We start from the raw sequence: 26,168 nt of genomic DNA, 5'->3' as shown, positions 1-26,168 counted from the left end.
GCCGTCGTCGTCCACCCCTCTCACCCCTCGGGACCACCACCCATGACTGACAAGAACACCGGCGGCGACGTCCGTCTCACCGGGATCAGCAAGACGTACGGCGCCTTCACGGCGGTCCACCCGCTCGACCTGACCGTCCCCCAGGGCTCCTTCTTCGCCCTCCTCGGCGCCTCCGGCTGCGGCAAGACCACCACCCTGCGGATGATCGCCGGCCTCGAGGACCCCAGCACCGGCTCCGTCTTCCTCGGCGACCGCGACGTCACCGACCTGCCGCCGTACAAGCGGCCGGTCAACACCGTCTTCCAGTCCTACGCGCTCTTCCCGCACATGGACATCTCCGAGAACATCGCCTTCGGTCTGCGCCGGCGCGGCATCACGTCCGTGAAGAAGCAGGTCGACGACATGCTGGAGCTGGTCCAGCTCGGCGACAAGGCCCGCCACAAGCCCCACCAGCTCTCCGGCGGCCAGCAGCAGCGCGTCGCCGTCGCCCGCGCGCTCATCAACCACCCGCAGGTGCTCCTCCTCGACGAGCCGCTCGGCGCCCTCGACCTCAAGCTGCGCCGCCAGATGCAGCTGGAGCTCAAGCGCATCCAGACCGAGGTCGGCATCACCTTCGTGCACGTCACCCACGACCAGGAGGAGGCCATGACCATGGCCGACCAGGTCGCGGTCATGAACGGCGGCCGGGTCGAGCAGCTCGGCGCCCCCGCCGACCTGTACGAGAACCCGCGCACCACCTTCGTCGCCAACTTCCTCGGCACCTCCAACCTCATCGAGGCCGAGGTCGTCGAGACCGGCGCCGACGTGGTCGTCACGGCCGGCGGCGGCACGCTCAGGGTGCCCGGCGACCGCTGTACCTCCGCCGCCCGCAAGGGCGGCAAGGTGCTCGTCGGCGTACGGCCCGAGAAGATCTCCCTCGCCCGCGCCGACGAGGCCGGGGCCGTCGCCGACGGCCGCAACCGGGTCACCGGCCGGATCGTCGACTCCTCCTTCATCGGCGTCTCCACCCAGTACGTGGTGAACTCGCCGGCCGGCGCCGAGCTCCAGGTGTACGAGCAGAACGTCGACCGCCGCGCGGGGCTCCTCCCGGGCGCCGAGGTCGTCCTGCACTGGAACCCGGCGCACACCTTCGGCCTCGACGCCGCCCAGGACATCGACGCGGGCGTGGAGACGGTGGAGGACGCCGCGTGAGCGCCACCCTGGCGAAGGAGGCGCCCGGACCCGTCGAGGAACCGGTTCTGCGCAAGCCCTCCGCCCGCAAGCGCCTCGTCCCGTACTGGCTGCTGCTGCCCGGCATCGTCTGGCTGCTCGTCTTCTTCGCGCTGCCGATGGTCTACCAGGCCTCGACGTCCGTGCAGACCGGCGACCTCGAATCGGGCTTCCGGGTCACCTGGCACTTCCGGACCTACGTCGACGCCTTCGCCGAGTACTGGCCGCAGCTCCTGCGCTCCGTGCTGTACGCCGGGACCGCGACCCTGCTCTGCCTGCTGCTCGGCTACCCGCTCGCGTACCTGATCGCCTTCAGGGCCGGCCGCTGGCGCAACCTGCTCCTCGTCCTCGTCATCGCGCCCTTCTTCACCAGCTTCCTCATCCGGACGCTGGCGTGGAAGACGATCCTGGCCGACGACAGCGTCGTCGTGGACGTGCTCAACACCCTCCACGTCCTCGACGTCACCAGCTGGATCGGCTGGACCGAGGGCGACCGCGTCCTCGCCACCCCGATGGCGGTCGTCTGCGGCCTCACGTACAACTTCCTGCCCTTCATGATCCTGCCCCTCTACACCTCCCTGGAGCGGATCGACGGCCGGCTGCACGAGGCCGCGCAGGACCTGTACGCCTCCCCGGCCACCACCTTCCGCAAGGTGACGTTCCCGCTGTCGATGCCCGGCGTCGTCTCCGGCACCCTGCTCACCTTCATCCCGGCGAGCGGCGACTACGTCAACGCGGAACTGCTCGGCTCCACCGACACCAAGATGATCGGCAACGTCATCCAGTCGCAGTTCCTGCGCGTCCTCGACTACCCGACGGCCGCCGCCCTCTCGTTCATCCTCATGGCGATCGTCCTGGTGATGGTCAGCCTCTACATCCGCCGGGCCGGAACGGAGGACCTGGTCTGATGCGCTGGCTCCGCAAGAACCTCGTCGCCCTCGCGGGACTGCTCACCCTCGCGTACATGATCGTGCCGAACGTCGTCGTGATGGTGTTCTCGTTCAACAAGCCGAACGGGCGCTTCAACTACGCCTGGCAGCAGTTCTCGCTCGACGCCTGGAAGGACCCCTGCGGCGTCGCCGACATGTGCGAGTCGCTCACGCTCTCGCTCCATCTCGCCGCCTGGGCGACGCTCGGCGCGGTCGTCCTCGGCACGATGATCGCCTTCGCGCTCGTCCGCTACCGCTTCCGGGCGCGCGGCGCGATCAACTCGCTGATCTTCCTGCCGATGGCGATGCCCGAGGTCGTGATGGCCGCCTCGCTGCTCACCCTCTTCCTCAACATGGGGATCGAGCTGGGCTTCTGGACGGTCCTCATCGCCCACATCATGTTCTGTCTGTCGTTCGTCGTGACGGCGGTCAAGGCCCGGGTCCTGTCCATGGACCCGAGCCTGGAGGAGGCCGCGCGCGACCTCTACGCCGGGCCCGCGCAGACCTTCCTGCGGGTGACCCTGCCGATCGCCGCGCCCGGCATCGCCGCCGGCGCGCTCCTCGCCTTCGCGCTCTCGTTCGACGACTTCATCATCACCAACTTCAACGCGGGCAACACCGTCACCTTCCCCATGTTCGTCTGGGGATCGGCACAGCGCGGCACGCCCGTCCAGATCAACGTCATCGGCACGGCCATGTTCGTCATCGCCGTCCTGGTGGTCGTCACCGGTCAGATCATCACGAACCGGCGCAAGAAATCGGCAACGGCCTGACCGAACCACGGTCAGGCACCGAAGGAGTTGGAAACCATGGCCCCAGTCGCCATGCGTCTCGCTGCACCCTCTCTCTCCGACGCCCAGCCCGTCCCCTTCTGGCTGGAAGACCCCGGCAAGCCCGCCGCCCTGCCCGCCCTCACCGGCACCGAGAAGTGCGACCTCCTCGTCGTCGGCGGCGGCTACAGCGGACTGTGGACCGCGCTCCTCGCCAAGGAGCGCGACCCCGCACGGGACGTCGTGCTGATCGAAGGCCGTGAGGTGGGCTGGGCCGCCTCGGGCCGCAACGGCGGCTTCTGCGCCGCCTCCCTCACCCACGGCTTCGGCAACGGGCTCGCCCGCTGGCCGGGCGAGCTGCCGAAGCTGGAGCGGCTCGGCGAGCGCAACCTCGACGCCATCGAGGAGGCGGTCGCCCGCTACGGGCTCGACTGCGAGTTCGAGCGCACCGGCGAGATCGACGTCGCCACCGAGCCGTACCAGGTCGACGAGCTCTACGCCTGGTACGAGGAGGCCGACCGGCTCGGTCTCGCCGAGGGCCTCGAACTCCTCGACCGGGACGCCGTACGGGCCGAGGTCGCCTCGCCGACCTTCCTCGGCGGCCTCTGGGACCGGCGCGGCGTGGCCATGCTGCACCCCGCCAAGCTCGCCTGGGGCCTCAAGCGGGCCTGCCTCGACCTCGGCGTCCGGATCTTCGAGAACACCCCCGGCCTCGACCTGGTCTCCGCGGGCGCCGGTCTCGCCGTCCGCACCCCCTACGGCCGGGTCGCCGCCCGCCGGGTCGCCCTCGGCACCAACGTCTTCCCGTCCCTGGTCAAGCGGGTCCGTGCCTACACCGTCCCGGTGTACGACTACGCCCTCATGACCGAGCCGCTCAGCGCCGAGCAGCTCGCCTCCGTCGGCTGGAAGAACCGCCAGGGTCTCGGCGACTCCGCCAACCAGTTCCACTACTTCCGCATCACCGCCGACCACCGCATCCTGTGGGGCGGCTACGACGCGGTCTACCGCTTCGGCGGCAAGGTCACCGCCGAGATGGACCACCGCCCCGAGACGTACCTCAAGCTCGCCGAGCACTTCTTCACCTGCTTCCCGCAGCTGGAGGGGCTCCGGTTCACCCACGCCTGGGGCGGCGCCATCGACACCTGCTCGCGCTTCTCCGCCTTCTTCGGCACGGCGCACCAGGGCAAGGTGGCGTACGCGGCGGGCTTCACCGGCCTCGGCGTGGGCGCCACCCGCTTCGGCGCCGACGTGATGCTCGACCTGCTCGCGGGCGAGCGCACCGAGCGCACCGAGCTGTCGATGGTCCGCTCCAAGCCGCTGCCGTTCCCGCCCGAGCCGATCGCCTGGGCCGGCATCGGCCTCACCAAGTGGTCCCTGGCCCGCGCGGACGCCAACGGCGGCCGGCGCAACCTGTGGCTCAAGGCGATGGACCGGCTCGGCCTCGGCTTCGACAGCTAGGGCGCCCCTTCCGGACCGGTCCGGATGAGGGAGCGGAGCCCGGCGGGGTCACGGAGTGCTTCGTGGCCCCGCCGGCCCGTTCCCGGTGACCCCGGCCAGCGCGCCCTCGCCCTCGGTGTCCAGGTGGGGCAGGACGCGGTCCAGCCAGCGCGGGGTCCACCAGGCCCTGGGGCCGAGCAGCGTCATCACGGCGGGCACCAGCAGCAGCCGGGCGACCGTGGCGTCGATGAGCACGCTCGCGGCCAGACCGAGGCCCATCATCTTGACGACGATGTCGTCGCTGACGACGAAGGCGGCGAAGACGCTGACCATGATGAGCGCCGCGCAGGTGATCACGCGCGCGGTGATCTCCAGCGCGTGCGCGACGCTCGCCCTGGCGTCGCCGGTCCGCAGCCACGCCTCGTGGACACGGGACAGCAGGAAGATCTCGTAGTCCATGCTCAGGCCGAAGACGATGGCGAACATCATCATCGGCACGTAGCTCTCGATCGGGACCTCTCCGGAGACGCCCAGGGCCGGGCCGCCCCAGCCCCACTGGAAGACGGCCACCACCACGCCGTACGAGGCGCCGATCGAGAGCAGGTTGAGGACCGCGGCCTTGGCGGCGACGAGCGGGCCGCGGAAGACGACCAGGATCACGAGGAACGCCAGGGCCACCACCACGGCGATGATCAGCGGCAGCCTGCTGGAGACGATGTCGAGGAAGTCGACCTGCGCGGCGGTGGTGCCGGTGACGTACGGGGTGGCCTCGGTGCCGCCGACGGCCCGGGGCAGGACGGTGTCGACGAGGTCGTTGGCCAGCCGCGTGGTCCGCTCGTCCTGCGGCGCCGCGACCGAGTACGCGGTGGCGACCAGGACGTCCCCGTCCGGGGTCGGCGTCAGGGGGGTGATCAGGGCGGCGTCCGGCACGCCGGTGAGGGCCTTCTGGGCTTGCGCGGCGAGGGCGGACCGGTCGGCGGCGGGCACCGCGGTCTGGTCGATCACCAGGGTCAGCGGCCCGTTGGAGCCGGGCCCGAAGGCCGTGGACATCAGGTCGTAGGCGCGCCGGTCGGTGAAGGACTCGGGATCGGCGCCGTCACCGATGTGCCCGAGCTGGATGAAGAACAGGGGGATCGCGAGCACCACCAGCACCACGACACCGGCGGCCAGGAACCACCACGGCCGCCGCTCGACGCGCTGGGCGTAGCGGTGCCACGCCCCGTGCTCCTCGCCCGCCGCGACGTCGGCCTCGGCGATCGGGGTGCGCACCCGCAGCCGGTCGATCCGCCGCCCGATCAGCCCGAGCATCGCCGGTACGAGTGTGAGCGCGCCGAGCACGGCGGTCACCACGGTGGACGTCGCGGCGAGGCCGAGCAGCCCGATGAAGGTGAGCCCGGAGACCCACAGGCCGGACAGGGCGATGACGACCGTGCACCCGGAGACGAGGACCGCGCGGCCACTGGTGGCGGTGGCCGCCGCGGCGGCCGTCACCGGATCGGCGCCGTTCATCAGGAGCTGGCGGTGGCGGGTGATCAGAAACAGCGCGTAGTCGATGCCGACGCCGATGCCGATCATCGTCGCGAGGGTCGGCGAGACGGTCGCGAAGGTCCACGCGGCGGCGAGCAGCCCCAGCAGGCCGAGGCCGCAGAGGGCCGCGAAGAGCGCGGTGACCAGCGGGAGGACGGCGGCGAGCGCGCTGCCGAAGCCGATCAGGAGCACCACGATCGCGACCCCGAACCCGATCGCCTCGCTGAGCCGGTCGTTGGCCTCGGGGCGGGCCAGCTCACCGAGCGAGCCGCCGTACTCGACCTGGATCCCGGCGGCGCGCAGCGGCGCCACGGCGCTGTCCACGCCGTCCAGGTAGGCGGCGTCGAGGGTGGAGGGCTGGACGGCGAAACGCATCGTGATGTAGCCGGTGCCGCCGTCCGTCGAGAGGGGGCCGGGGTTCGGCGTTCCCTGCGGCACGGTCGGCGGCGTGGTGCCCGGGGCCGGCAGCGGGCTCTGCACGCTCAGGACGTCCGGCAGCTTCCCGAGGGAGGTGACCGCGGCGGAGATCTGGTCGCCCATCTCGGTGAGCGGCTTCTCGGCGTCGTGCAGCACCACCTGCGCGCTGTAGCCGCCGGCGGCCGGATCGTGCGCCCGCAGCACGTCGAGTCCCTCGGCGGACTGGGTGCCGGGCAGGGCGTAGTCGTCGGAGTACTCGCCGCCGTACACGTGCTCCAGGGTCAGGAGGGCGGCCAGTGCCACGATCCACGCGGCGATCACCAGGACGAAGTGGCGGGCCGACCAGGCGCCGAGCCGCCACAGCACCCCCTTCGCGCGGGGACGTCGGGGCGCGTGGTCCGGGGACGGCGGGGTCGGCATGGCGGGTACTCCCGTCGCGGGGTGGAGGAGCGGAGGTGGCGGAGCGGAGGCTCATCCGACCACGCGGACGGCGGCGGGACGCCGAAGCCGCCGTCCCGGCCCGGCGCCGTCCACCCGATCGGACGCCCCCGCGCCGGAGGTGTGACCCACATCACCCACACCTCCGGCGACCGGTGCTCCGAACCCGCGTCATGACCGTCGCCGCCCGCGCTCTCTGTGGGTGGACGACGTGTCCGCACACGGAGGGGAGTTCAGAGGTCATGACTGGTTCAGGACGGGCCAAGACCGCGGTGGAGTGGCTGGCGTCGGCGGCGCCGGATCCCGACGCCTGCCGCTGGGAGTGGGAGCGCAACCCGCACGGGGTCGCCCTGCTCCCGGCCGGCCGGCGCTGGGACGTGCTCATCCTGCCCGCCGAACTCGGCTACCCCACCCTGGACGTACTGACCCGGCTCGTGGACCGGCCGGGCCCCGTCCTCGCCGACTTCGGCGACGCCCGGACGGGCTTCTTCGTGCCGCCCGGCACCGCCGCCCGCTGGGTCGGCACGGGCGTCCGCAGTGCGGGCCGGGGCACCTGGATCGTGGTGCCGTACCCGGGGCGGTCGACCGGGGGAGTGCGCTGGCTCGTCACGCCGGACGGCGTGGGCACGCTCACCGACGCCACGCTCCTGGAGCTGGCGATGCACGAGGCGGCGGGCCAACTGGCCCGGGACGAACGGGGAGAGAGGTCTTGACCACTCGATTGGTCTGGACCATGCTGTGCGCGCTCCACCTCGATTCCCCCATGCCCGGAGGCAGTTGTGGACCGCACCAGACCGCTCACCCTGCTCCTCGCCGGCGCCCTGGCCGCCGGCGGGCTGATCGCGCTCACCCCGCCCGCCGGGGCCGCCGACGCCGAACTCGCCCGCAACGGCGGCTTCGAGGCCGGCCTCGACGGCTGGACCTGTACGGCGGGCAGCGGAGCCGTCGTCACCTCACCCGTCCGCAGCGGTACGAAGGCGCTCCAGGCCACCCCGGCGGGCGCCGACAACGCCCGCTGCTCCCAGACCGTGACCGTGAAGCCCCGCTCGACGTACACCCTCAGTGGTTGGGTCCGCGGCAGCTACGTCCACCTGGGCGCCACCGGCACCGGCACCACGGACGTCTCCACCTGGACGGCCTCGGCCCCCGACTGGCAGAAGCTCAGCACCAGCTTCACCACCGGCGCCTCCACCACCTCGGTCACCCTCCACACCCACGGCTGGTACGGCACCCCCGCCTACCAGGCCGACGACCTGTCGCTGTACGGCCCCGGCGGCGACCCCGTCACCGTCCCGGCCGCCCCCACCGGTCTCACGGCGGGCTCACCGACCTCCAGCACCGTGCCGCTGACCTGGACCGCGGTCCCCGGCGCCACCTCGTACCACGTCTACCGCGGCACCAGCCGGGTCCTGACGGTCACCGGCACCGCCGCCACCGTCACCGGACTCGCGGCCGCCACCCCGTACACCTTCCAGGTCACCGCCGCCAACAGCGCGGGCGAGTCCCCGAAGTCCGCCGCCGTGACCGCCACCACCTCCGCGGGCGGCGGCAACCCCGGCACCGGCCTGCCCGCCCACGCCCTCGTCGGCTACCTCCACGCCGGCTTCGCCAACGGCTCCGGCTACACCCGCATGGCCGACGTGCCCGACTCCTGGGACGTCATCAACCTCGCCTTCGGCGAGCCCACGTCCGTGACCTCCGGCGACATCCGCTTCAGCCTCTGCCCGCCGACCGAGTGCCCGAACGTCGAGACCCCCGCGGAGTTCAAGGCGGCCGTCAAGGCCAAGCAGGCCGCGGGCAAGAAGGTCCTCATCTCCATCGGCGGCCAGAACGGCCAGGTCCAGCTCGCCACCACCGCCGCCCGCGACGCCTTCGTCACCTCCGTCTCGAAGATCATCGACGAGTACGGCCTCGACGGCCTCGACATCGACTTCGAGGGCCACTCCCTCTCGCTCCAGAACGGCGACACCGACTTCCGCAACCCGACCAGCCCGGTGATCGTCCACCTCGTCCAGGCGGTGAAGACGCTCAAGGCGAAGTACGGCCCCGGCTTCGTCCTGACGATGGCCCCCGAGACCTTCTTCGTCCAGCTCGGCTACCAGTACTACGGCTCGGGCCCCTGGGGCGGCCAGGACCCGCGCGCCGGCGCCTACCTGCCGGTCATCCACGCCCTGCGCGACGACCTCACCCTGCTCCACGTCCAGGACTACAACTCCGGCCCGATCATGGGCCTCGACAACCAGTACCACTCCATGGGCGGCGCCGACTTCCACATCGCCATGACCGACATGCTCCTCACCGGCTTCCCCGTCGCCGGGAACGCCGAGCGCTTCTTCCCGGCCCTCCGCCCCGAGCAGGTCGCCATCGGCCTGCCCGCCTCCCCCCAGGCGGGCAACGGCCACACCGCCCCGGCCGAGGTGAACAAGGCGCTCGACTGCCTGACGAAGGGGGTCGGCTGCGGCACCTACCGGACCCACGGCACCTGGCCCGACCTGCGCGGCCTGATGACCTGGTCCATCAACTGGGACCGCTACAACCAGTGGGAGTTCAGCCGGAACTTCGACGCGTACCGCTGGAACTGACCGCCAGGACCAGCAGACTGAGGCAGAGACTGGCGAACACGTCCAGCGGCCAGTGGAAGCCCCGCAGCACCAGACCGGTTCCCGTCACCGCCGTCAGCACGGCGGCGACGGGAACCAGCCGGTTCGAGACGAGGAAGGCCGCGCCGAAGTAGGCCACCGCGGCCGTCGCCGTGTGGCCGGACGGGTAGTAGCCGTGCGCCCAGGGCTCCAGCGGGCCGGGGCGGGCGGTCCACTCCTTCAGCGGAACGACCAGGAGGGGTACGGCGGCCATCGCCAGGCCCGCGTACAGCGCGGCGCGCCGACGGCCGCGCCACACCGCGTACGCCATCGCGCAGACGAGGACCGGGACCGCGACCGTCAGGTTGCCGAGGTCGGAGGCGAGTTCGCTCAGGCGCCGGGGGACCGAGTCCACCACCGCGCGGGACACCCGCTCGTCGAGCCTGGCCAAGGGGCCGTGGACGAGCACCTGCCAGGTCACGACGGCGAGGGCGACGAGCGCCGAGAAGAGAGCCGGCCGTCCTGGAACAGGGGGGGTGGCTCCAGGACGGCCGAGGGGATCGGGCTGCCGCGCGCCCCGGGGGGTGTGGGGCGGGCGGCCATCCGATCGGTGAGGAGTTCCGGAGCACTCGTCTCCGGGGGTGTGCGCGAAGGCACGGTGTGGACGTCGCTGGGGAGGCTCCGTCCGGGGTGTTTCTCTCATCTGCGGAAACCGTACGCCAGAGAAGAGGGGACCGACAGCGGGATGCGCATCCCGCCATCGGCCCCCCACAGAGTCTTCACACGGAGTGCGGAGTCCGGCCCCGGTCAGATGCCGGCGAAGGCCGTCTCGATGATGTCGAGGCCCTCGTTCAGCAGGTCCTCGCCGATGACCAGCGGCGGCAGGAAGCGCAGCACGTTGCCGTAGGTGCCGCAGGTCAGGACCAGCAGACCCTCGGCGTGGCAGGCCTTCGCCAGGGCCGCGGCGGCCTCCGCGTACGGCTCCTTCGTCGCCGGGTCCTTCACCAGCTCGATGGCGATCATGGCGCCGCGGCCGCGGATGTCGCCGATGACCGGGTACTTCTCCTGCATCGTGGCGAGGCGGGCCTTCATGACCTCCTCGATGCGCTTGGCCTTGCCGTTGAGGTCGAGCTCCTTCATCGTCTCGATGGCGCCGAGCGCACCGGCGCAGGCCACCGGGTTGCCGCCGTAGGTGCCGCCCAGACCGCCGCCGTGGACGGAGTCCATGATCTCGGCGCGGCCGGTGACGGCGGCGAGCGGCAGACCGCCCGCGATGCCCTTGGCGGTCGTGATGAGGTCCGGGACGATGCCCTCGTCCTCGCAGGCGAACCACTGGCCGGTGCGGCAGAAGCCGGCCTGGATCTCGTCGGCGACGAAGACGATGCCGTTGTCGTTGGCGAACTTCACGATCGCCGGCAGGAAGCCCTTGGCCGGCTCGATGAAGCCGCCCTCGCCGAGGACCGGCTCGATGATGATCGCGGCGACGTTGTCGGCGCCGATCTGCTTGGAGATCTGGTCGATCGCCTGGGCGGCGGCCTCGGGGCCGCAGTTCTCGGCACCGGTCGGCCAGCGGTAGCCGTAGGCCACCGGCACGCGGTAGACCTCGGGGGCGAACGGACCGAAGCCCTGCTTGTACGGCATGTTCTTCGCCGTCAGCGCCATGGTGAGGTTCGTACGGCCGTGGTAGCCGTGGTCGAAGACCACGACGGCCTGGCGCTTGGTGTACGAGCGGGCGATCTTCACCGCGTTCTCGACCGCCTCGGCGCCCGAGTTGAACAGCGCGGACTTCTTGGCGTGGTCGCCCGGGGTCAGCTCGGCGAGCGCCTCGCAGACCTCCACGTAGCCCTCGTACGGCGTCACCATGAAACAGGTGTGGGTGAAGTCCTGGAGCTGCGCGGACGCGCGGCGCACGACGGCCTCGGCGGAGGCGCCGACCGAGGTCACGGCGATGCCGGAACCGAAGTCGATCAGACGGTTGCCGTCGACGTCCTCGATGATGCCGCCGCCGGCCCGCTGGGTGAAGACGGGCAGCGTGGAGCCCACGCCACCGGCGACCGCGTCGAGACGACGGGCCTGAAGCTCCTGCGACTTCGGACCGGGGATGGCGGTGACGACGCGCCGCTCCTGCGGGACAGCGTTCATGCGTGGCTCCTGGGGGTGATCTGGACGCACTTGCGGGTTTCTTCCGCAGGCTAGGCGCGGGGGAGGGGTGCGGGCATGCGCCGATCGGGAGTGGTCGCGGGTGTGTCGTTGTCCGCGATGGACAGGGTGACCCTTCCGCCCCCGCCCGGCGAAACCCCTCCGGGGCGCGCCCGGCCCACTAGATTGACGGGGGCACAGTGGCGGCGACCTGGCTGTTCAGGGGGCAGGGGTACATGGAGACCGACGGCACGTACGACTCGCGCGACACCAGGGACCCGTCGGTCCCCCGCCCGACGACCCCGCCGGCCGACGCCCGGCCGCCGGGGGCTGCGCCGGGCGCGCCGGGCGGCGCGCCGGGGGCGGGCCTGCCGCAGGTGCCGCCGCGCCCGGCGCACGGGCCCGCGCATCCGCTCGCGCACGCGCCGGTTCCCGCGCCGCCCGCGCACGCCCCGGGAACCCCCGCGGGCCCGGCCGGTCCCGCCGCCCCCGCCCCGCCGAGCGCCCCGCCGCCCCCGCCCGGCCGGGCGCCCGCCGTGCGGGCCCCCGTCGCCGACTGGCTGGACGCCCCGCGCCCCGAGACGGCCCCCGGCATCTGGCGCCTCCGGCACGTGCCGCCCGCCCCGCCCCGCGAGGCGCGGCGCCTCGCGCCGATCACCCTCGCCGGGCTCGTCATCCCGCTCCTCGTCGGCCTCGTCCTCTGGTCCGTCTGGCGCCGCGGCGGCGTCCCGTACCTCTGGATCCCGCTGACCGCGCTCACCCCGGAGGAGTGGTGGTACGCCCCGACGACCACGCCCCGCGACTGGCACGGACGGGCGGCCCACGTCGTCTACAGCGGCGTCGTCTTCGGCCTGATCGTGTGGGCGGTGGCCACGCTCGGCTCCTGGGGCCAGGTGGCCCGCCACCTCCTGGAGCCGTACCGGCCGCCCGCCCGGGCCGCCCTCACCGGCGGCGCGGCCCTGATCGCGCTCATGTTCGTCTGGCCGGAGGCCTTCCCCTTCGTCGGCTGGGAGCCGCTGCCCGTCGCCACACCCGTGCTGTACCTCGTGGCGCTGATCGGCGGAGACCTCGCGATCTTCTCCTCGCCCTTCCTCACGTACGGCGTGTACGCCCTGGTCACCGCCGCCGTCCTGTGGCCGTTCGCGCGGCTCGGCGGCTGGCCGGAGCTCGCCCGCACCTGGCTGCGCACCCGGCGGGCGGACGCGGAGGCCGCCCCCGCCCCCGGCGTCCCCGTCCCCCCCTCGCAGTGGCCCGCCCTCCGCGCCGCCGGGCAGCACAGCGCGGCCGACCTCCTCACCGCCGAGGTCTCGGCCGGACGGATGAACGAGGTCGACTGCGCCCGCGTCCGCCGCCGCTGGGACAGGGCCCACGGCGACCCCGGCCGCCTCGCCGGCTTCGTCGACACCGTGCTCCGGCACGGCGCCGCCGCCTGGGCTCACCCCTCCGGCGACCGCGACCTGCCGCGCCGCACCGCCACCCACGACCTGCTCCTCGGCCAGGTCCGCCTCGGCCGCTGCGACGCGGGCGCCCGCAACCCGGCCGCCTACCGGGGCGCCGGTCTCGCCCTCGACACGGCCGCCCTCGGCACCTCGCTCCTGGTCGTCGGACCCTCCGGCGCGGGCAAGACGGAGCGGCTCACCCGGCCCGTGGCCGAGTCCCTCGCCCTCCAGGCCCTCACCGGCGCGTGCGCGGTCGTCACCGTCGGGTCCGCCGACGCGCCGCTCGGTCCCCCCGACGCGTACGACGTCGTGATCCGGCTCGGCGACCCGACCTCGCCGTACGACCTCGACCCCTACGCGGGGCTCACCGAACCCGACGAGGCCGCCGCCCTGCTCGCGGAGGGGCTCGTCGGCGACGTCGACACGGTCGACGCCCGGCGCGCCGCCACCGTCCTCGCCCAGCTGATCGGCCCCTACCGCGCCGCGCACGGCCGCTTCCCGACCGTGCCCGTCCTGCGCGAGCTCCTCGAAGCGGGTCCCGCCGCCCTGTCGGCGCTGCTCGACCTGCTCCCGGCGGACGCGGCGCCCACCATGCGCCGCGAGCTGGAGGCCCGGATCCGGCAGGCGGGCGCCCCCTCCGACCCGGGTCCCCTCCTCGCCGACCGGCTCTCGCTCCTCGACCGGCCGGTCTTCGCCGACTTCTTCGGCGCCCGCGTGCCCGGGGACGGCGTGCCCGGGGACGGCGCGGCGGCCGCCGCCGGGGGCGCCCGGCCCTTCGCGCTGAAGTCCGTCCTCCACCACCCGCTGCGCGTCCTCGTCCAGCTGCCCGACCGCGGCCACGAGGAGGCCTCGCGGCTGCTCGCCCGCCTGCTCCTCGCCCAGTTCCTGACGGCCGTACGCGGCGGGGGCGCCCGCCCCCACTTCGTCTGCCTGGTCCTCGACGACGCCACCGGCGCCGTCACCACCGGCACCGTCCGCTCCCTCCAGCGGCTCCGCCCGCAGAACGCCGGCGTCGTCCTCGGCCTGCGCACGCTGGCCGACGTGCCCGAGTCCCTGCACGGCCCGCTGCTCGGCGCCGTCGGCTGCCGCGTCGCCTTCGCCGGGGTCACCACCTGGGACGGCCGGGGGTTCGCCGAGGCCTGGGGCACCGAGTGGGTGGAGACCGAGGAGGTCGCCCACCACACGGTCTTCGCCAACCAGCCCATGACCCGGGCCTACCACGCCCTGCGCAAGAAGGTCACCGGGAAGGCGGTCACCACCGACGCCGTCACCGTCAGGAAGGTCGAGCGCCCGCGCTGGTCCGCCTCGGACCTGGCCCACTCCGTCCCCGCCGGACACGCCGTCGTCTCCCTGACGACGACCCGCGGCGACCACACCCCGCCGGTCCTGGTCGACCTGCGGGGCTGACCGCCACCCGCGCGGCGGGCGGGCGCGGGCGGCCCGGGGCCCTGGCACAATCGGGGGCGCCGCTCGGTTGAGCGGCGTCCTCCCCGCGCCGTGCACGGCTGGCCGTGCGTGGTCCTCGCTCAAAGGTCCGACGGTCCCCAATGCCGCCCACCCTCGCCTCGCTCGTCCAGCACTCCTCCCTCAAACTCGTCGTCCGCGCCGGCGAGGACCGTCTCGACACCCCCGTCCGCTGGGCCCACGTCAGCGAGCTGGCCGACCCCGTCCCGTACATGGAGGGCGGCGAGCTGCTCCTGACCACCGCGCTCCAGCTGGACGCGGAGGACCCGGAGACGATGCGCCCGTACGTCCGGCGGTTGCTCGCGGCCGGGGTCGTGGGGCTCGGGTTCGCGGTGGGCGTCAACTACGAGGACATCCCGGCGGCGCTGCTCGACGCGGCGCGCGAGGAACACCTGCCCCTCCTGGAGGTGCCCCGCAGGACGCCGTTCCTGGCGATCAGCAAGGCGGTGTCGGCGGCGATCGCGGCCGACCAGTACCGGGCGGTGACCGCCGGTTTCGAGGCCCAGCGGGAGCTGACCAGGGCGGCCCTCGCCGAGGGCCCGGACGCCGTCGTCGCCCGGCTCGCCGCGCACGTGGACGGCTGGGCCGCGCTGTACGACACGTCCGGCACCGTCGTCGCCGTCTCGCCCGAATGGGCGGCGCGCCGGGCCGCCCGGCTCACCTCCGACGTCGAGCGGCTGCGCGAGCGCCCCGCTCCGGCGAGCGCGGTCGTCGGCGGCACCGACGACCGGGTGGAGCTGCAGTCGCTGGGGACCGGGCGCCGGGTGCGCGGTGCGCTGGCCGTCGGCACGGGCGCGCCGCTCGGGACGGCCGAGCGGTACGCCGTGCACTCGGCGATCGCCCTGCTCACCCTGACGACGGAACGCTCCCGCTCGCTCCAGGCCGCCGAGCAGCGGCTGGGCGCCGCCGTGCTGCGCATGCTGCTCGCCGGTCAGCCGGACCACGCGCGGGCGGTCGCCGGCGACGTGTACGGCGGGCTCCTCGACGCCCCCTTCCGGCTGCTCATCGCCGAACCGGCCGGCTCCGAGTCCGCCGGCGAGGCGCCGCTCCCCGTGCTCGCCGAGACCCTGGAGACCGCCGCGGCCCGCGCCGGGGAGGCGGTGCTCACCGTGCCCGAGGGCGAGGACCGGCTGGTCGTCCTCGCGGGCGACGGGGGAGCGGTCGTCGCCGCCTGCGAGGGGTACGCGGAACGGGAGGCGGAGGACGCCGGTCTGGTCGTCGGCCTCTCGGCCCCGGCCGGGCCGGTCGCCACCGCGGGCGCCTACCGGCAGGCGGAGCAGGCCCTCTCCGTGGCGCGCCGCCGCGGCCGCGCGCTCGTCGAGCACGAGGAGCTGGCGGCCGGTTCGGTCCTGCCGCTCCTCGCCGACGACGCCGTACGGGCCTTCGCCGACGGCATGCTGCGCGCCCTGCGCGACCACGACGCGACGGGCCGCGGCGACCTGGTCGCCTCCCTGCGGGCGTGGCTCTCCCGGCACGGCCAGTGGGACGCGGCGGCGGCGGACCTGGGCGTGCACCGGCACACCCTGCGCTACCGGATGCGGCGCGTGGAGGAGATCCTCGGCCGCTCGCTCGACGACCCGGACGTCCGGATGGAGCTGTGGCTGGCCCTCAAGGCGACGGGCGAGGACTCGGCGTAAGGGGTTCGGTTCCCCCGCCCCGGGTGTCGTCTCGTCCCGTCCCGGTGTCGTCTCGCCCGTCTCGTCGGGGTTTCGGGTCCGCATTCCGTCGACCCTGCCCGGATGCGGGCAATTTTCTTGGCTTCCGGGCCCGACGCTCCATAGTCTCCTGCACATGACAAGCCCCGCCGTCGACCCGGCCCCCACCGTCCAGGCCACCCCCACCGTCCCGGGCGCCCCCCGGCGGCGGATCACCGGCGCCGTCTGGCTCGCCCTCGGCATCGTGTACGTCGTGTGGGGCTCCACCTACCTCGGCATCCGGATCGTGGTCGAGACGATGCCGCCCTTCCTCTCCGCGGGCGCCCGCTTCGTCACCGCGGGGCTGATCCTCGCGGGGATCATCGCCTGGCGGCAGGGGCCCGCCGCGCTCAAGGTGACCCGCCGCCAGCTCCTCTCGGTCGTGGTCGTCGGCCTGCTCCTCATCCTCGGCGGGAACGGCCTCGTCGTCCTCGCCGAGACCTCCGTCCCCTCCGGCCTGGCCGCCCTGCTCATCGCCGTCGTCCCCGCCTGGGTCGTCATCCTCAAGGCGCTCTCCGGCGAACGGCCCACCGCGGGCGGCGTCACCGGTGTCCTCCTGGGCCTCGCCGGGCTCGCCGTCCTGACGCTCCCCGGCCTCAGCGGCGAGGTGCAGGTCGGCGGCGTCCTCCTGGTCATCGCCGCGACCCTCTGCTGGTCCGTGGGGTCCTTCTCCTCCTCGCGCGTTCCCATGCCGGCCAACCCCTTCGCCGCCAGCGCGTACGAGATGGTCGCCGGCGGCGTCGCGGGCCTCGTCGTGGGCCTGATCCGCGGCGAGCAGCACGGCCTCGACCTGGCCGAGGTCTCCACCCGCTCCTGGGCGGCCCTCGCCTACCTGGTCGTCTTCGGCTCGCTGCTCGCGTTCACCGCGTACGCCTGGCTCCTCCAGGCCGCCCCGCTCTCGCTCGTCGCCACCTACGCGTACGTGAACCCGGTCGTCGCCGTCGCGCTCGGCGCCCTGGTCCTGAACGAGGCCGTCAGCTGGCCCATCGCCCTCGGCGGCGCGATCGTCGTCGGTGGGGTCTGTCTGATCGTCTCGACCGAGCGGCGTCGCTGACGCCCGCCCGCGCGCACCCGCGTCCGCGGGCTCCCCCGCTTCGGCCAAAGCGGACAGGAACCCCCGCCCATCACTCCATCGCGGACAAGCGCCCCTCCGCCCCCTTCGCCCTAACGTGTCACGAGAGCGCGAGAACACCCCCTCACGCCACCCCCGCTACGGAACGGAAAGGGCCGGTACGCAATGACGACCACCCACGCCTTCTGGCTCGCCGGCCGCGAGGCCACCGGCGACGCCTCCTTCGACGTCACGAACTCGTACGACGGACGTCTGGTCGGCAAGGTCAGCGTGCCCACCGAGGCCCAGGTCGAGGAGGCCGTCGCCGCCGCGCACGCCGTCGTCGACGAGTTCGCCGCGACCCCGGCGCACGTCCGCGCCGCCGCCCTCGACCACGTGTCGAAGCGGCTCGCCGAGCGCACCGAGGAGATCGCCCAGCTGATCTCCGCCGAGAACGGCAAGCCCATCAAGTGGGCGCGCGGCGAGGTCGGCCGCGCCGTCTCCGTCTTCCGTTTCGCCGCCGAGGAGGCCCGCCGCTGGAACGCCGGCGAGGCCCAGCGCCTGGACACCGAGGCGGGCGGCGCGGGCCGCCTCGCCCTCACGCGCCGCATCCCCAAGGGCGTCGTCCTCGGCATCGCGCCGTTCAACTTCCCGCTGAACCTCAGCGCCCACAAGGTCGCCCCGGCCATCGCCGTCGGCGCCCCGATCATCCTCAAGCCGGCCCCGTCGACGCCGATCTCCTCCCTCATCCTGGGCGAGATCCTTGCCGAGACCGACCTGCCGGCCGGCTCCTGGTCGATCCTGACCGTCCCGAACGACCGCATGCCCGCCCTCGTCCAGGACGAGCGCCTCCCGGTCATCTCCTTCACCGGCTCGGACAAGGTCGGCTACGCCATCCAGCAGTCCGTGCCGCACAAGCACTGCACCCTGGAGCTCGGCGGCAACGCCGCGGCCGTCGTCCTGCCCGACTGGTCCTCCGAGGCCGACCTGGACTGGGCCGCGTCCCGCATCGCGACCTTCTCCAACTACCAGGGCGGCCAGTCCTGCATCTCCGTGCAGCGCGTGATCGTCGACGCCTCGCTCCACGACCGCCTGGTGCCCAAGATCGTCGCCGCCGTCGAGGCGCAGGTCACCGGCGACCCGGCGGACGACGCCACCGACGTCGGCCCGCTGGTCGACGAGGCCGCCGCCCGGCGCGTCGAGTCCTGGGTCGACGAGGCCGTCGCGGCCGGCGCGAAGCTCCTCGCCGGTGGCAAGCGCGAGGGCGCCACCTACGCCCCGACGGTCCTCACCGACCTCCCGGCCGACGTCACCCTGGCCCGCGCCGAGGTCTTCGGCCCGGTCCTGACGATCGCCACGGTCGACGGCGAGGCCGAGGCCTTCGCCGCCGTCAACGACTCCGACTTCGGCCTCCAGGCGGGTGTCTTCACCCACGACCTGCAGACCGCCTTCCGCGCCCACCGCGCCCTGGAGGTCGGCGGCGTGATCGTCGGCGACGTCCCCTCGTACCGCGCCGACCAGATGCCGTACGGCGGCGCCAAGCGCTCCGGCGTCGGCCGCGAGGGCGTCAGGTACGCGATGGACGACTACACCTACGAGCGCGTCCTCGTCCTCACGGGTCTCGCCCTGTAAGGGCGGTCCCTCCACGAGACCAGGCGGTCCGGGCCCACTGTGCGGGGGCCCGGGCCGCCTTCTCGTACGCCCCCGGCCCCGCCCCCCCCTCGGCCCCGCCCCCAGGCCCCGCTCGCGTCCCCGCGCTTTCCGAACCCACCGGTATCGGGTACGACGGACAAAAGCCCAAGGAGGCGTCCATGTCCGCATCGACCGAGCGGCCCAGGGTCACCGAGCGCGAGTCCCGGCAGGTCGCCGAGGCCGCGCGCGAGCGGGACTGGGGGAGACCCAGCTTCGCGAAGGAGCTGTTCCTCGGCCGGTTCCGGCTGGACCTGATCCATCCGCATCCGCTGCCCGCCGCCGAGGACGTCCGGCGCGGCGAGGCCTTCCTCGCCGTCCTGCGGGACTTCTGCGCGACCCGGATCGACGGCGCCCGCATCGACCGCGAGGCCCGCATCCCCGACGAGACCGTCGCCGGGCTCAAGGAGATCGGCGCGCTCGGGATGAAGATCGCCCCGAAGTACGGCGGCCTCGGCCTCACCCAGGTGTACTACAACCGCGCGCTCGCCCTCGTCGGCTCCGTCAGCCCCGCCGTCGGCGCCCTGCTCTCCGCGCACCAGTCGATCGGCGTACCGCAGCCGCTGAAACTCTTCGGCACCCAGGAGCAGAAGGACGCCTTCCTGCCCCGGCTGGCCCGCACCGACCTCTCCGCGTTCCTGCTCACCGAGCCCGACGTCGGCTCCGACCCGGCGCGGCTCGCCACCACCGCCGTGCCGGTCACGGACGCCGAGGGCGACGCGTACGTCCTCGACGGCGTGAAGCTGTGGACCACCAACGGCGTCGTCGCCGACCTGCTCGTGGTGATGGCCCGCGTCCCGGCCTCGGAAGGTCACCCAGGCGGCATCACCGCCTTCGTCGTCGAGGCCGACTCGCCCGGCATCACCGTCGAGCACCGCAACGCCTTCATGGGCCTGCGCGGCCTGGAGAACGGCGTCACCCGACTGCACCGCGTCCGCGTCCCCGCCGCGAACCGGATCGGTCCCGAGGGCGCCGGCCTGAAGATCGCCCTCACCACCCTCAACACCGGCCGGCTCTCGCTCCCCGCCGCCTGCGCCGGCTCCGCCAAGTGGTGCCTGAAGATCGCCCGCGAATGGTCCGGGGTGCGCGAGCAGTGGGGCAGGCCGGTCGCCCGGCACGAGGCCGTCGCCACCAAGATCTCCTTCATCGCCGCCACCGCCTTCGCCCTGGAGGCCGTCGTGGAGCTGGCCTCCCAGCTCGCGGACGAGGGCCGCAAGGACATCCGCATCGAGGCCGCGCTCGCCAAGCTGTACGGCTCCGAGATGGCCTGGCGCGTCGCCGACGAGCTCGTCCAGATCCGGGGCGGGCGGGGGTACGAGACGGCCGACTCGCTCGCCGCCCGCGGCGAACGGGCCGTCCCCGCCGAACAGGTCCTGCGCGACCTCAGGATCAACCGGGTCTTCGAGGGCTCCACCGAGATCATGCACCTGCTGATCGCCCGCGAGGCCGTCGACGCCCACCTGTCGGTCGCCGGGGACCTCGTCGACCCCGACCGGACGCCGGCCGAGAAGGTGCGGGCGGGCGCGCGGGCCGGCGGCTTCTACGCCCGCTGGCTCCCCGGGCTCGTCACCGGTCCGGGCCAACTCCCGGGCTCCTACCGTCAGTTCGGAGCCCTCGCCGAGCACCTGCGGTACGTCGAGCGGACCTCCCGCAAGCTCGCCCGCGCCACCTTCTACGGGATGACCCGCTGGCAGGGCCGCCTGGAGCTCAAGCAGGCCTTCCTCGGCCGGATCGTCGACATCGGCGCCGAACTGTTCGCCATGAGCGCGGCCTGCGTCCGGGCGGAACTGCTCCGCACCGGAGGCGACCACGGCCGCGAGGCGCACCGCCTCGCGGACGCCTTCTGCCGCCAGGCGCGGCTGCGCACCGAGGAGTTGTTCGGGCGCCTGTGGTCCAACACCGACGACCTGGACCGGCGGATCGTCGACGGCGTCCTCGACGGCCGCTACACCTGGCTGGAGGCCGGCATCCTCGACCCGAGCGGCGACGGCCCCTGGATCGCGGACGCCACCCCGGGCCCGTCGCGGGAGCGGAACGTCCACCGGAAGATCCCGTAACCGACCGCTGCCGCGGACGCCCGCTCCACCCGCGGCGGGAAAGCCCCGCCGCGGCAACCCGCCCGCCCGCGGCCGCATGCGCGGCAGCCCGCGCCCGCCGGCCCCGCCCCGCCCCGGCCCCCGCCGGCCCCCCGCGCCCGCAGGCACCCCCGTCCGAACGGCGGACGGCCCCGCCCGGCGACCGGCGGTCACGGCACCATGGCCCCGTGACCGTCATCGACATCCCCGGCTCCAAGTCCGTCACCGCCCGCGCGCTCTTCCTCGCCGCGGCCGCCGAGGGCACCACGACCCTCCTGCGCCCGCTCGTCTCCGACGACACCGAGGGCTTCGCCGAGGGCCTCACCGCCCTCGGCTACGCCGTCCGCCGCACGCCCGACGCATGGCACGTCGAGGGCCGCCCGGCCGGCCCCGGCGTGGACGCCGCCGACGTCTACTGCCGCGACGGCGCCACCACGGCCCGCTTCCTGCCCACCCTCGCCGCCGCAGGCCGCGGCACCTACCGCTTCGACGCCTCCGCCCAGATGCGCCGCCGCCCCCTCGGCCCCCTCAGCACCGCCCTGCGCGAGCTGGGCGTCGACCTCCGGCACGGCGAGAAGGAGGGCCACCACCCGCTCGCCGTCCACGCCGACGGCGTCAAGGGCGGCGCGCTCACCCTCGACGCCGGGCAGTCCTCCCAGTACCTCACCGCCCTGCTCATGCTCGGCCCGCTCACCGCCGAGGGCCTCGACATCACGGTCACCGACCTGGTCTCGGAGCCGTACGTCGAGATCACCCTCGCGATGATGCGCTCCTTCGGCGCCGACGTGACCGTGGTGGACGGCGGCGAGGGCGGCGCCCGGGGCCGTACCTACCGCGTCGCCCCCACCGGCTACCGGGCGCGGACGTACGCCGTCGAGCCCGACGCCTCCACCGCCAGCTACTTCTTCGCCGCGGCCGCCCTCGAACCCGGCCGCTCCGTCACCGTCCCCGGGCTCGGCACCGGCGCCCTCCAGGGCGACCTCGCGTTCGTCGACGTCCTGCGCCGGATGGGCGCCGACGTACGGATCGAGGCCGACCGCACCACCGTCCGCTCCACCGGCACCCTGCGCGGGCTCACCGTCACCATGCGGGACATCTCCGACACCATGCCGACGCTCGCCGCGATCGCGCCCTTCGCCGACGGCCCCGTCCGCATCGAGGACGTCGCCAACACCCGCGTCAAGGAGTGCGACCGCCTCGACGCCTGCGCCGAGAACCTCCGGCGCCTCGGCGTCACCGTCCGGACCGGACCGGACTGGATCGAGATCCACCCCGGCACGCCCACCGGCCCCGCCGAGATCGCCACCCACGGCGACCACCGCATCGTCATGTCCTTCGCCGTCACGGGCCTGCGCACCCCCGGGATCACCTTCGACGACCCCGGCTGCGTCAAGAAGACGTTCCCCGGCTTCCACCGAGCCTTCGACGCGTTCGCCCGCACCCCGTGAAGACCGCGCGGTCTTTGCGGCAAGAATGGGGGGCATGAGCGACCGCCCCTCCCCTCTCGCCGACCCGCACATCGCCTTCGACGTGTCCGAAGGACGTCGGGACATCGTCGTCCTCGGCTCGACCGGGTCCATCGGCACCCAGGCCATCGACCTGGTGCTGCGCCACCCCGACCGCTTCCGGGTCACCGCCCTGGCCGCCTCCGGCGGCCGGGTCGGCCTGCTCGCCGAGCAGGCGCACCGGCTGAAGGTCGCCGCGGTCGCGGTCGCCCGCGAGGAGGCGCTGCCCGAGCTGCGCGCGGCCCTGACGGCGCTGTACGGCTCCGAGCCGCTGCCCGAGCTGCTCGCGGGCCCCGACGCGGCCACGCAGCTGGCCGCGTCCCCGTGCCACACCGTCCTCAACGGCATCACCGGCTCCATCGGCCTCGCGCCGACCCTGGCGGCCCTGGAGGCGGGCCGCACCCTCGCCCTCGCCAACAAGGAGTCGCTGATCGTCGGCGGCCCGCTGGTGAAGGCGCTGGCCAAGCCGGGCCAGATCATCCCGGTCGACTCCGAGCACGCGGCCCTCTTCCAGGCGCTGGCCGCCGGCACCCGCGCCGACGTCCGCAAGCTGGTCGTCACCGCCTCCGGCGGCCCCTTCCGCGGCCGTACGCGCGAGGAGCTGGCGCACGTCACCCGGGAGGACGCGCTCGCCCACCCGACCTGGGCCATGGGCCCGGTCATCACCGTCAACAGCGCGACCCTCGTGAACAAGGGCCTGGAGGTCATCGAGGCCCACCTGCTCTACGACATCCCGTTCGACCGCATCGAGGTCGTCGTCCACCCCCAGTCGTACGTCCACTCGATGGTGGAGTTCACCGACGGTTCGACGCTCGCCCAGGCCACCCCGCCGGACATGCGCGGGCCCATCGCGATCGGCATCGGCTGGCCCGAGCGGGTCCCGGACGCGGCCCCCGCCTTCGACTGGACCACCGCCTCGACCTGGGAGTTCTTCCCCCTGGACACCGAGGCCTTCCCCTCGGTCGGTCTCGCCCGGCACGTCGGCGCACTGGGCGGCACCGCCCCCGCCGTCTTCAACGCGGCGAACGAGGAGTGCGTGGAGGCGTTCCTCGCGGGACGGCTGCCGTTCAACGGCATCATGGACACCGTCACGGCGGTCGTCACGGAGCACGGCACCCCCACCCGGGGAACCTCCCTCACCCTGCCGGACGTCCTGGAAGGGGAGACCTGGGCCAGGGCCCGGGCCCGGGAGCTCGCAGCGAAGGCAACGGCGGAGGCGCGCGCATGACCGAAGCACTTCTCTACATCCTCGGCATCGTGCTGTTCGCGCTGGGACTCCTCGTCTCCATCGCGTGGCACGAGCTGGGCCACCTCTCCACCGCCAAGCTGTTCGGCATCCGCGTGCCGCAGTACATGGTCGGCTTCGGGCCCACCCTCTGGTCGAGGAAGCGCGGCGACACCGAGTACGGCATCAAGGCCATCCCGGCCGGCGGCTACATCCGCATGATCGGCATGTTCCCGCCCGGCGACGACGGCCGCGTCGAGGCCCGCTCCACCTCGCCCTGGCGCTCCATGATCGAGGACGCCCGCGAGGCGTCGTACGAGGAGCTGCAGCCCGGCGACGAGACCCGGCTCTTCTACACGCGCAAGCCGTGGAAGCGCGTCATCGTCATGTTCGCCGGGCCCTTCATGAACCTGGTCCTGGCAGCCGCGCTCTTCTTCGGCTCGATGATGACGCTCGGCACCCAGATGTCGACGACCGAGGTCGCGGGCGTCCAGAAGTGCGTGCTCAAGCAGAGCGAGGCGCGCAAGGAGTGCCGCCCGGGCGACCCGGTCTCCCCCGCCTTCCAGGCCGGCCTCAAGGACGGCGACCGGATCGTCGCCCTGAACGGCCGCCCGGTGCCCGACTGGGACACCCTCTCGGACGGCATCCGCGCCACCCTCGGCCAGGCCACCCTGACCGTCGAGCGCGACGGGCAGCGGATCGACCTTCACCCCACGCTCGTCACCAACATGGTCGAGAAGAAGGACGCCGACGGCAACATCGTCCGGCCCGTCCAGTACGTCCCCGCCGGCTACCTCGGCTTCCAGCCGAAGAGCGAGGTCAGGGCGCTCACCTTCGTCGAGACCACCGACCGGATGGGCGACCTGCTGGAGAACGGCCTGGAGTCGGTCGTCGCGCTCCCCGGCAAGATCCCCGGCCTCTGGGACGCCACCTTCGGCGACGGCGAGCGCGCCGAGGACTCGCCCGTCGGCGTCGTCGGGGCCGCCCGCATCACCGGCGAACTGATGACCGTCGACGCACCTCCGACGACCATCCTCGTGATGTTCATGAACCTGCTGGTGTACTTCAACGTCTCGCTGTTCCTGTTCAACATGCTCCCGCTGCTGCCGCTCGACGGCGGCCACATCGCGGGCGCCCTGTGGGAGTCCGTCCGCCGCAACACGGCCCGGATCTTCCGCCGCCCCGACCCCGGCCCCTTCGACGTGGCGAGGCTGATGCCCGCCGCCTACGTGGTCGCCGGCGTCTTCGTCTGCTTCACCCTGCTCGTCCTCGCCGCCGACCTCGTCAACCCGGTGAAGATCACCTGAACCCCAGGGGGCCGCACCCGGTGGTGTCCGGCCCCCCGCCCCCGGGGCGGTAACCTCGGAGACCTGAGGCCCGCCGACGCACAACCTTGAGGTTGCACAACTGATGACCGCGATTGCTCTCGGTATCCCCACCGTCCCGACCCGGCTCGCCGAGCGGCGCAAGAGCCGCCAGATCCAGGTCGGCAGCGTGGCCGTCGGCGGCGACGCACCCGTCTCGGTGCAGTCGATGACGACCACCCGTACCTCCGACATCGGCGCAACGCTCCAGCAGATCGCCGAGCTCACCGCCTCCGGCTGCCAGATCGTGCGCGTGGCCTGTCCGACGCAGGACGACGCCGACGCCCTCGCCACGATCGCGAAGAAGTCGCAGATCCCGGTGATCGCCGACATCCACTTCCAGCCCAAGTACGTCTTCGCCGCCATCGACGCGGGCTGCGCAGCCGTCCGCGTCAACCCGGGCAACATCAAGCAGTTCGACGACAAGGTGAAGGAGATCGCCAAGGCGGCCTCCGCCACCGGCACCCCGATCCGCATCGGCGTCAACGCCGGCTCGCTCGACGCCCGCCTCCTCGCCAAGTACGGCAAGGCCACCCCCGAGGCGCTCGTCGAGTCCGCCCTCTGGGAGGCCTCCCTCTTCGAGGAGCACGGCTTCCACGACATCAAGATCTCGGTCAAGCACAACGACCCGGTCGTCATGGTCAACGCCTACCGCCAGCTCGCCGCCCAGTGCGACTACCCGCTGCACCTCGGCGTCACCGAGGCGGGCCCCGCCTTCCAGGGCACCATCAAGTCCGCCGTAGCCTTCGGCGCGCTGCTCTCCGAGGGCATCGGCGACACCATCCGGGTCTCCCTCTCCGCGCCGCCGGCCGAGGAGATCAAGGTCGGCATCCAGATCCTGGAGTCCCTCAACCTCCGCCAGCGCCGCCTGGAGATCGTCTCCTGCCCGTCCTGCGGCCGGGCCCAGGTCGACGTCTACAAGCTCGCCGAGGAGGTCACCGCCGGCCTCGACGGCATGACCGTCCCGCTGCGCGTCGCCGTCATGGGCTGCGTCGTCAACGGCCCCGGCGAGGCCCGCGAGGCCGACCTCGGCGTCGCCTCCGGCAACGGCAAGGGCCAGATCTTCGTGAAGGGCGAGGTCATCAAGACCGTCCCCGAGTCGAAGATCGTCGAGACCCTCATCGAGGAGGCCCTCAAGATCGCCGAGCAGATGGAGAAGGACGGGATCGCCAGCGGCGAGCCCACCGTCGCCGTCGCCGGCTGACCCCGCCCCTCCC

At 73.4% G+C, this 26,168-nt stretch carries 18 protein-coding genes; 15 read left to right on the top strand and 3 right to left on the bottom strand.

What is annotated here, in order from left to right:
• Nucleotides 1-42 precede the first annotated feature (42 nt).
• Genes ACWDVG_RS20550 through ACWDVG_RS20535 form a run of 4 tightly spaced genes read left to right on the top strand, consistent with a single transcriptional unit; the run spans nt 43 to nt 4,366 of the window.
• Nucleotides 43-1,191 (top strand): ABC transporter ATP-binding protein, encoded by a 1,149-nt coding sequence (locus tag ACWDVG_RS20550; protein ID WP_451700727.1) that lies wholly within the window; start codon nt 43-45, stop codon nt 1,189-1,191.
• Nucleotides 1,188-2,117, top strand: a complete 930-nt coding sequence (locus tag ACWDVG_RS20545) for an ABC transporter permease (RefSeq protein ID WP_451700726.1) — start codon at nt 1,188-1,190, stop codon at nt 2,115-2,117. The genes ACWDVG_RS20550 and ACWDVG_RS20545 overlap by 4 nt, the downstream gene beginning before the upstream one ends.
• Entirely contained in the window at nt 2,117-2,911 is a 795-nt protein-coding gene (locus ACWDVG_RS20540; RefSeq protein WP_451700725.1) for an ABC transporter permease, read from the top strand. The genes ACWDVG_RS20545 and ACWDVG_RS20540 overlap by 1 nt, the downstream gene beginning before the upstream one ends.
• Before the next feature lie 36 nt (nt 2,912-2,947).
• Entirely contained in the window at nt 2,948-4,366 is a 1,419-nt protein-coding gene (locus tag ACWDVG_RS20535; RefSeq protein ID WP_451700724.1) for an NAD(P)/FAD-dependent oxidoreductase, read from the top strand.
• Nucleotides 4,367-4,414: 48 nt separating this feature from the next.
• Here ACWDVG_RS20535 and ACWDVG_RS20530 read toward each other — a convergent pair whose 3' ends face one another.
• Nucleotides 4,415-6,709, bottom strand: coding sequence for an MMPL family transporter (locus tag ACWDVG_RS20530; RefSeq protein WP_451700723.1), 2,295 nt, complete (start codon nt 6,707-6,709; stop codon nt 4,415-4,417).
• Between the two features lie 260 nt (nt 6,710-6,969).
• On the opposite strand from ACWDVG_RS20530, the gene ACWDVG_RS20525 reads away from it, so the two are divergent.
• A complete protein-coding gene (locus tag ACWDVG_RS20525; RefSeq protein WP_451700721.1) occupies nt 6,970-7,440 on the top strand; it encodes a hypothetical protein in 471 nt (156 codons plus the stop codon).
• Nucleotides 7,441-7,506: 66 nt separating this feature from the next.
• Nucleotides 7,507-9,309, top strand: a complete 1,803-nt coding sequence (locus ACWDVG_RS20520) for a chitinase (RefSeq protein ID WP_451700720.1) — start codon at nt 7,507-7,509, stop codon at nt 9,307-9,309.
• On the opposite strand, the gene ACWDVG_RS20515 is transcribed toward ACWDVG_RS20520, so the two are convergent.
• Both ACWDVG_RS20515 and gabT read right to left on the bottom strand, forming a co-directional pair.
• Complete coding sequence (locus ACWDVG_RS20515) at nt 9,275-9,787, bottom strand: phosphatase PAP2 family protein (RefSeq protein ID WP_451700719.1); 513 nt, start codon at nt 9,785-9,787, stop codon at nt 9,275-9,277. The genes ACWDVG_RS20520 and ACWDVG_RS20515 overlap by 35 nt on opposite strands.
• Nucleotides 9,788-10,113: 326 nt before the next feature.
• Entirely contained in the window at nt 10,114-11,448 is a 1,335-nt protein-coding gene (gene gabT, locus ACWDVG_RS20510; protein WP_451700718.1) for a 4-aminobutyrate--2-oxoglutarate transaminase, read from the bottom strand.
• A 233-nt stretch (nt 11,449-11,681) separates the two neighbouring features.
• On the opposite strand from gabT, the gene ACWDVG_RS20505 reads away from it, so the two are divergent.
• The 9 genes from ACWDVG_RS20505 to ispG all read left to right on the top strand — a co-directional run bounded on the left by ACWDVG_RS20505 (nt 11,682) and on the right by ispG (nt 26,155).
• Nucleotides 11,682-14,291, top strand: coding sequence for an ATP/GTP-binding protein (locus ACWDVG_RS20505; RefSeq protein ID WP_451700717.1), 2,610 nt, complete (start codon nt 11,682-11,684; stop codon nt 14,289-14,291).
• Nucleotides 14,292-14,431: 140 nt separating this feature from the next.
• Nucleotides 14,432-15,985: a PucR family transcriptional regulator gene (locus ACWDVG_RS20500; protein ID WP_451700716.1), complete on the top strand. Its 1,554-nt coding sequence runs from the start codon at nt 14,432-14,434 to the stop codon at nt 15,983-15,985.
• Between the two features lie 154 nt (nt 15,986-16,139).
• A complete protein-coding gene (locus tag ACWDVG_RS20495) occupies nt 16,140-17,096 on the top strand; it encodes an EamA family transporter (protein WP_451700715.1) in 957 nt (318 codons plus the stop codon).
• Between the two features lie 183 nt (nt 17,097-17,279).
• A complete protein-coding gene (locus tag ACWDVG_RS20490; RefSeq protein WP_451700714.1) occupies nt 17,280-18,725 on the top strand; it encodes an aldehyde dehydrogenase family protein in 1,446 nt (481 codons plus the stop codon).
• 179 nt (nt 18,726-18,904) lie between these two features.
• Nucleotides 18,905-20,839, top strand: a complete 1,935-nt coding sequence (locus ACWDVG_RS20485; RefSeq protein ID WP_451700713.1) for an acyl-CoA dehydrogenase family protein — start codon at nt 18,905-18,907, stop codon at nt 20,837-20,839.
• Between the two features lie 206 nt (nt 20,840-21,045).
• On the top strand, nt 21,046-22,305 hold the full coding sequence (gene aroA / locus ACWDVG_RS20480) for a 3-phosphoshikimate 1-carboxyvinyltransferase (RefSeq protein WP_451700712.1): 1,260 nt from the start codon (nt 21,046-21,048) through the stop codon (nt 22,303-22,305).
• 34 nt (nt 22,306-22,339) lie between these two features.
• Nucleotides 22,340-23,590 carry a 1-deoxy-D-xylulose-5-phosphate reductoisomerase gene (gene dxr / locus ACWDVG_RS20475; protein WP_451700711.1) on the top strand — a complete coding sequence of 417 codons (1,251 nt, stop codon included), beginning with the start codon at nt 22,340-22,342 and terminating at the stop codon, nt 23,588-23,590.
• Nucleotides 23,587-24,894 (top strand): M50 family metallopeptidase, encoded by a 1,308-nt coding sequence (locus tag ACWDVG_RS20470; RefSeq protein ID WP_451700710.1) that lies wholly within the window; start codon nt 23,587-23,589, stop codon nt 24,892-24,894. Before dxr ends, ACWDVG_RS20470 begins: the two co-directional genes overlap by 4 nt.
• Before the next feature lie 103 nt (nt 24,895-24,997).
• Entirely contained in the window at nt 24,998-26,155 is a 1,158-nt protein-coding gene (ispG, locus tag ACWDVG_RS20465; RefSeq protein ID WP_451700709.1) for a flavodoxin-dependent (E)-4-hydroxy-3-methylbut-2-enyl-diphosphate synthase, read from the top strand.
• Nucleotides 26,156-26,168 lie beyond the last annotated feature (13 nt).

The organism is Streptomyces sp. NPDC003327 (assembly GCF_053589515.1).
Note: the sequence above shows the minus strand (reverse complement) of the source record. Positions and strands in the feature narration are given on the sequence as shown.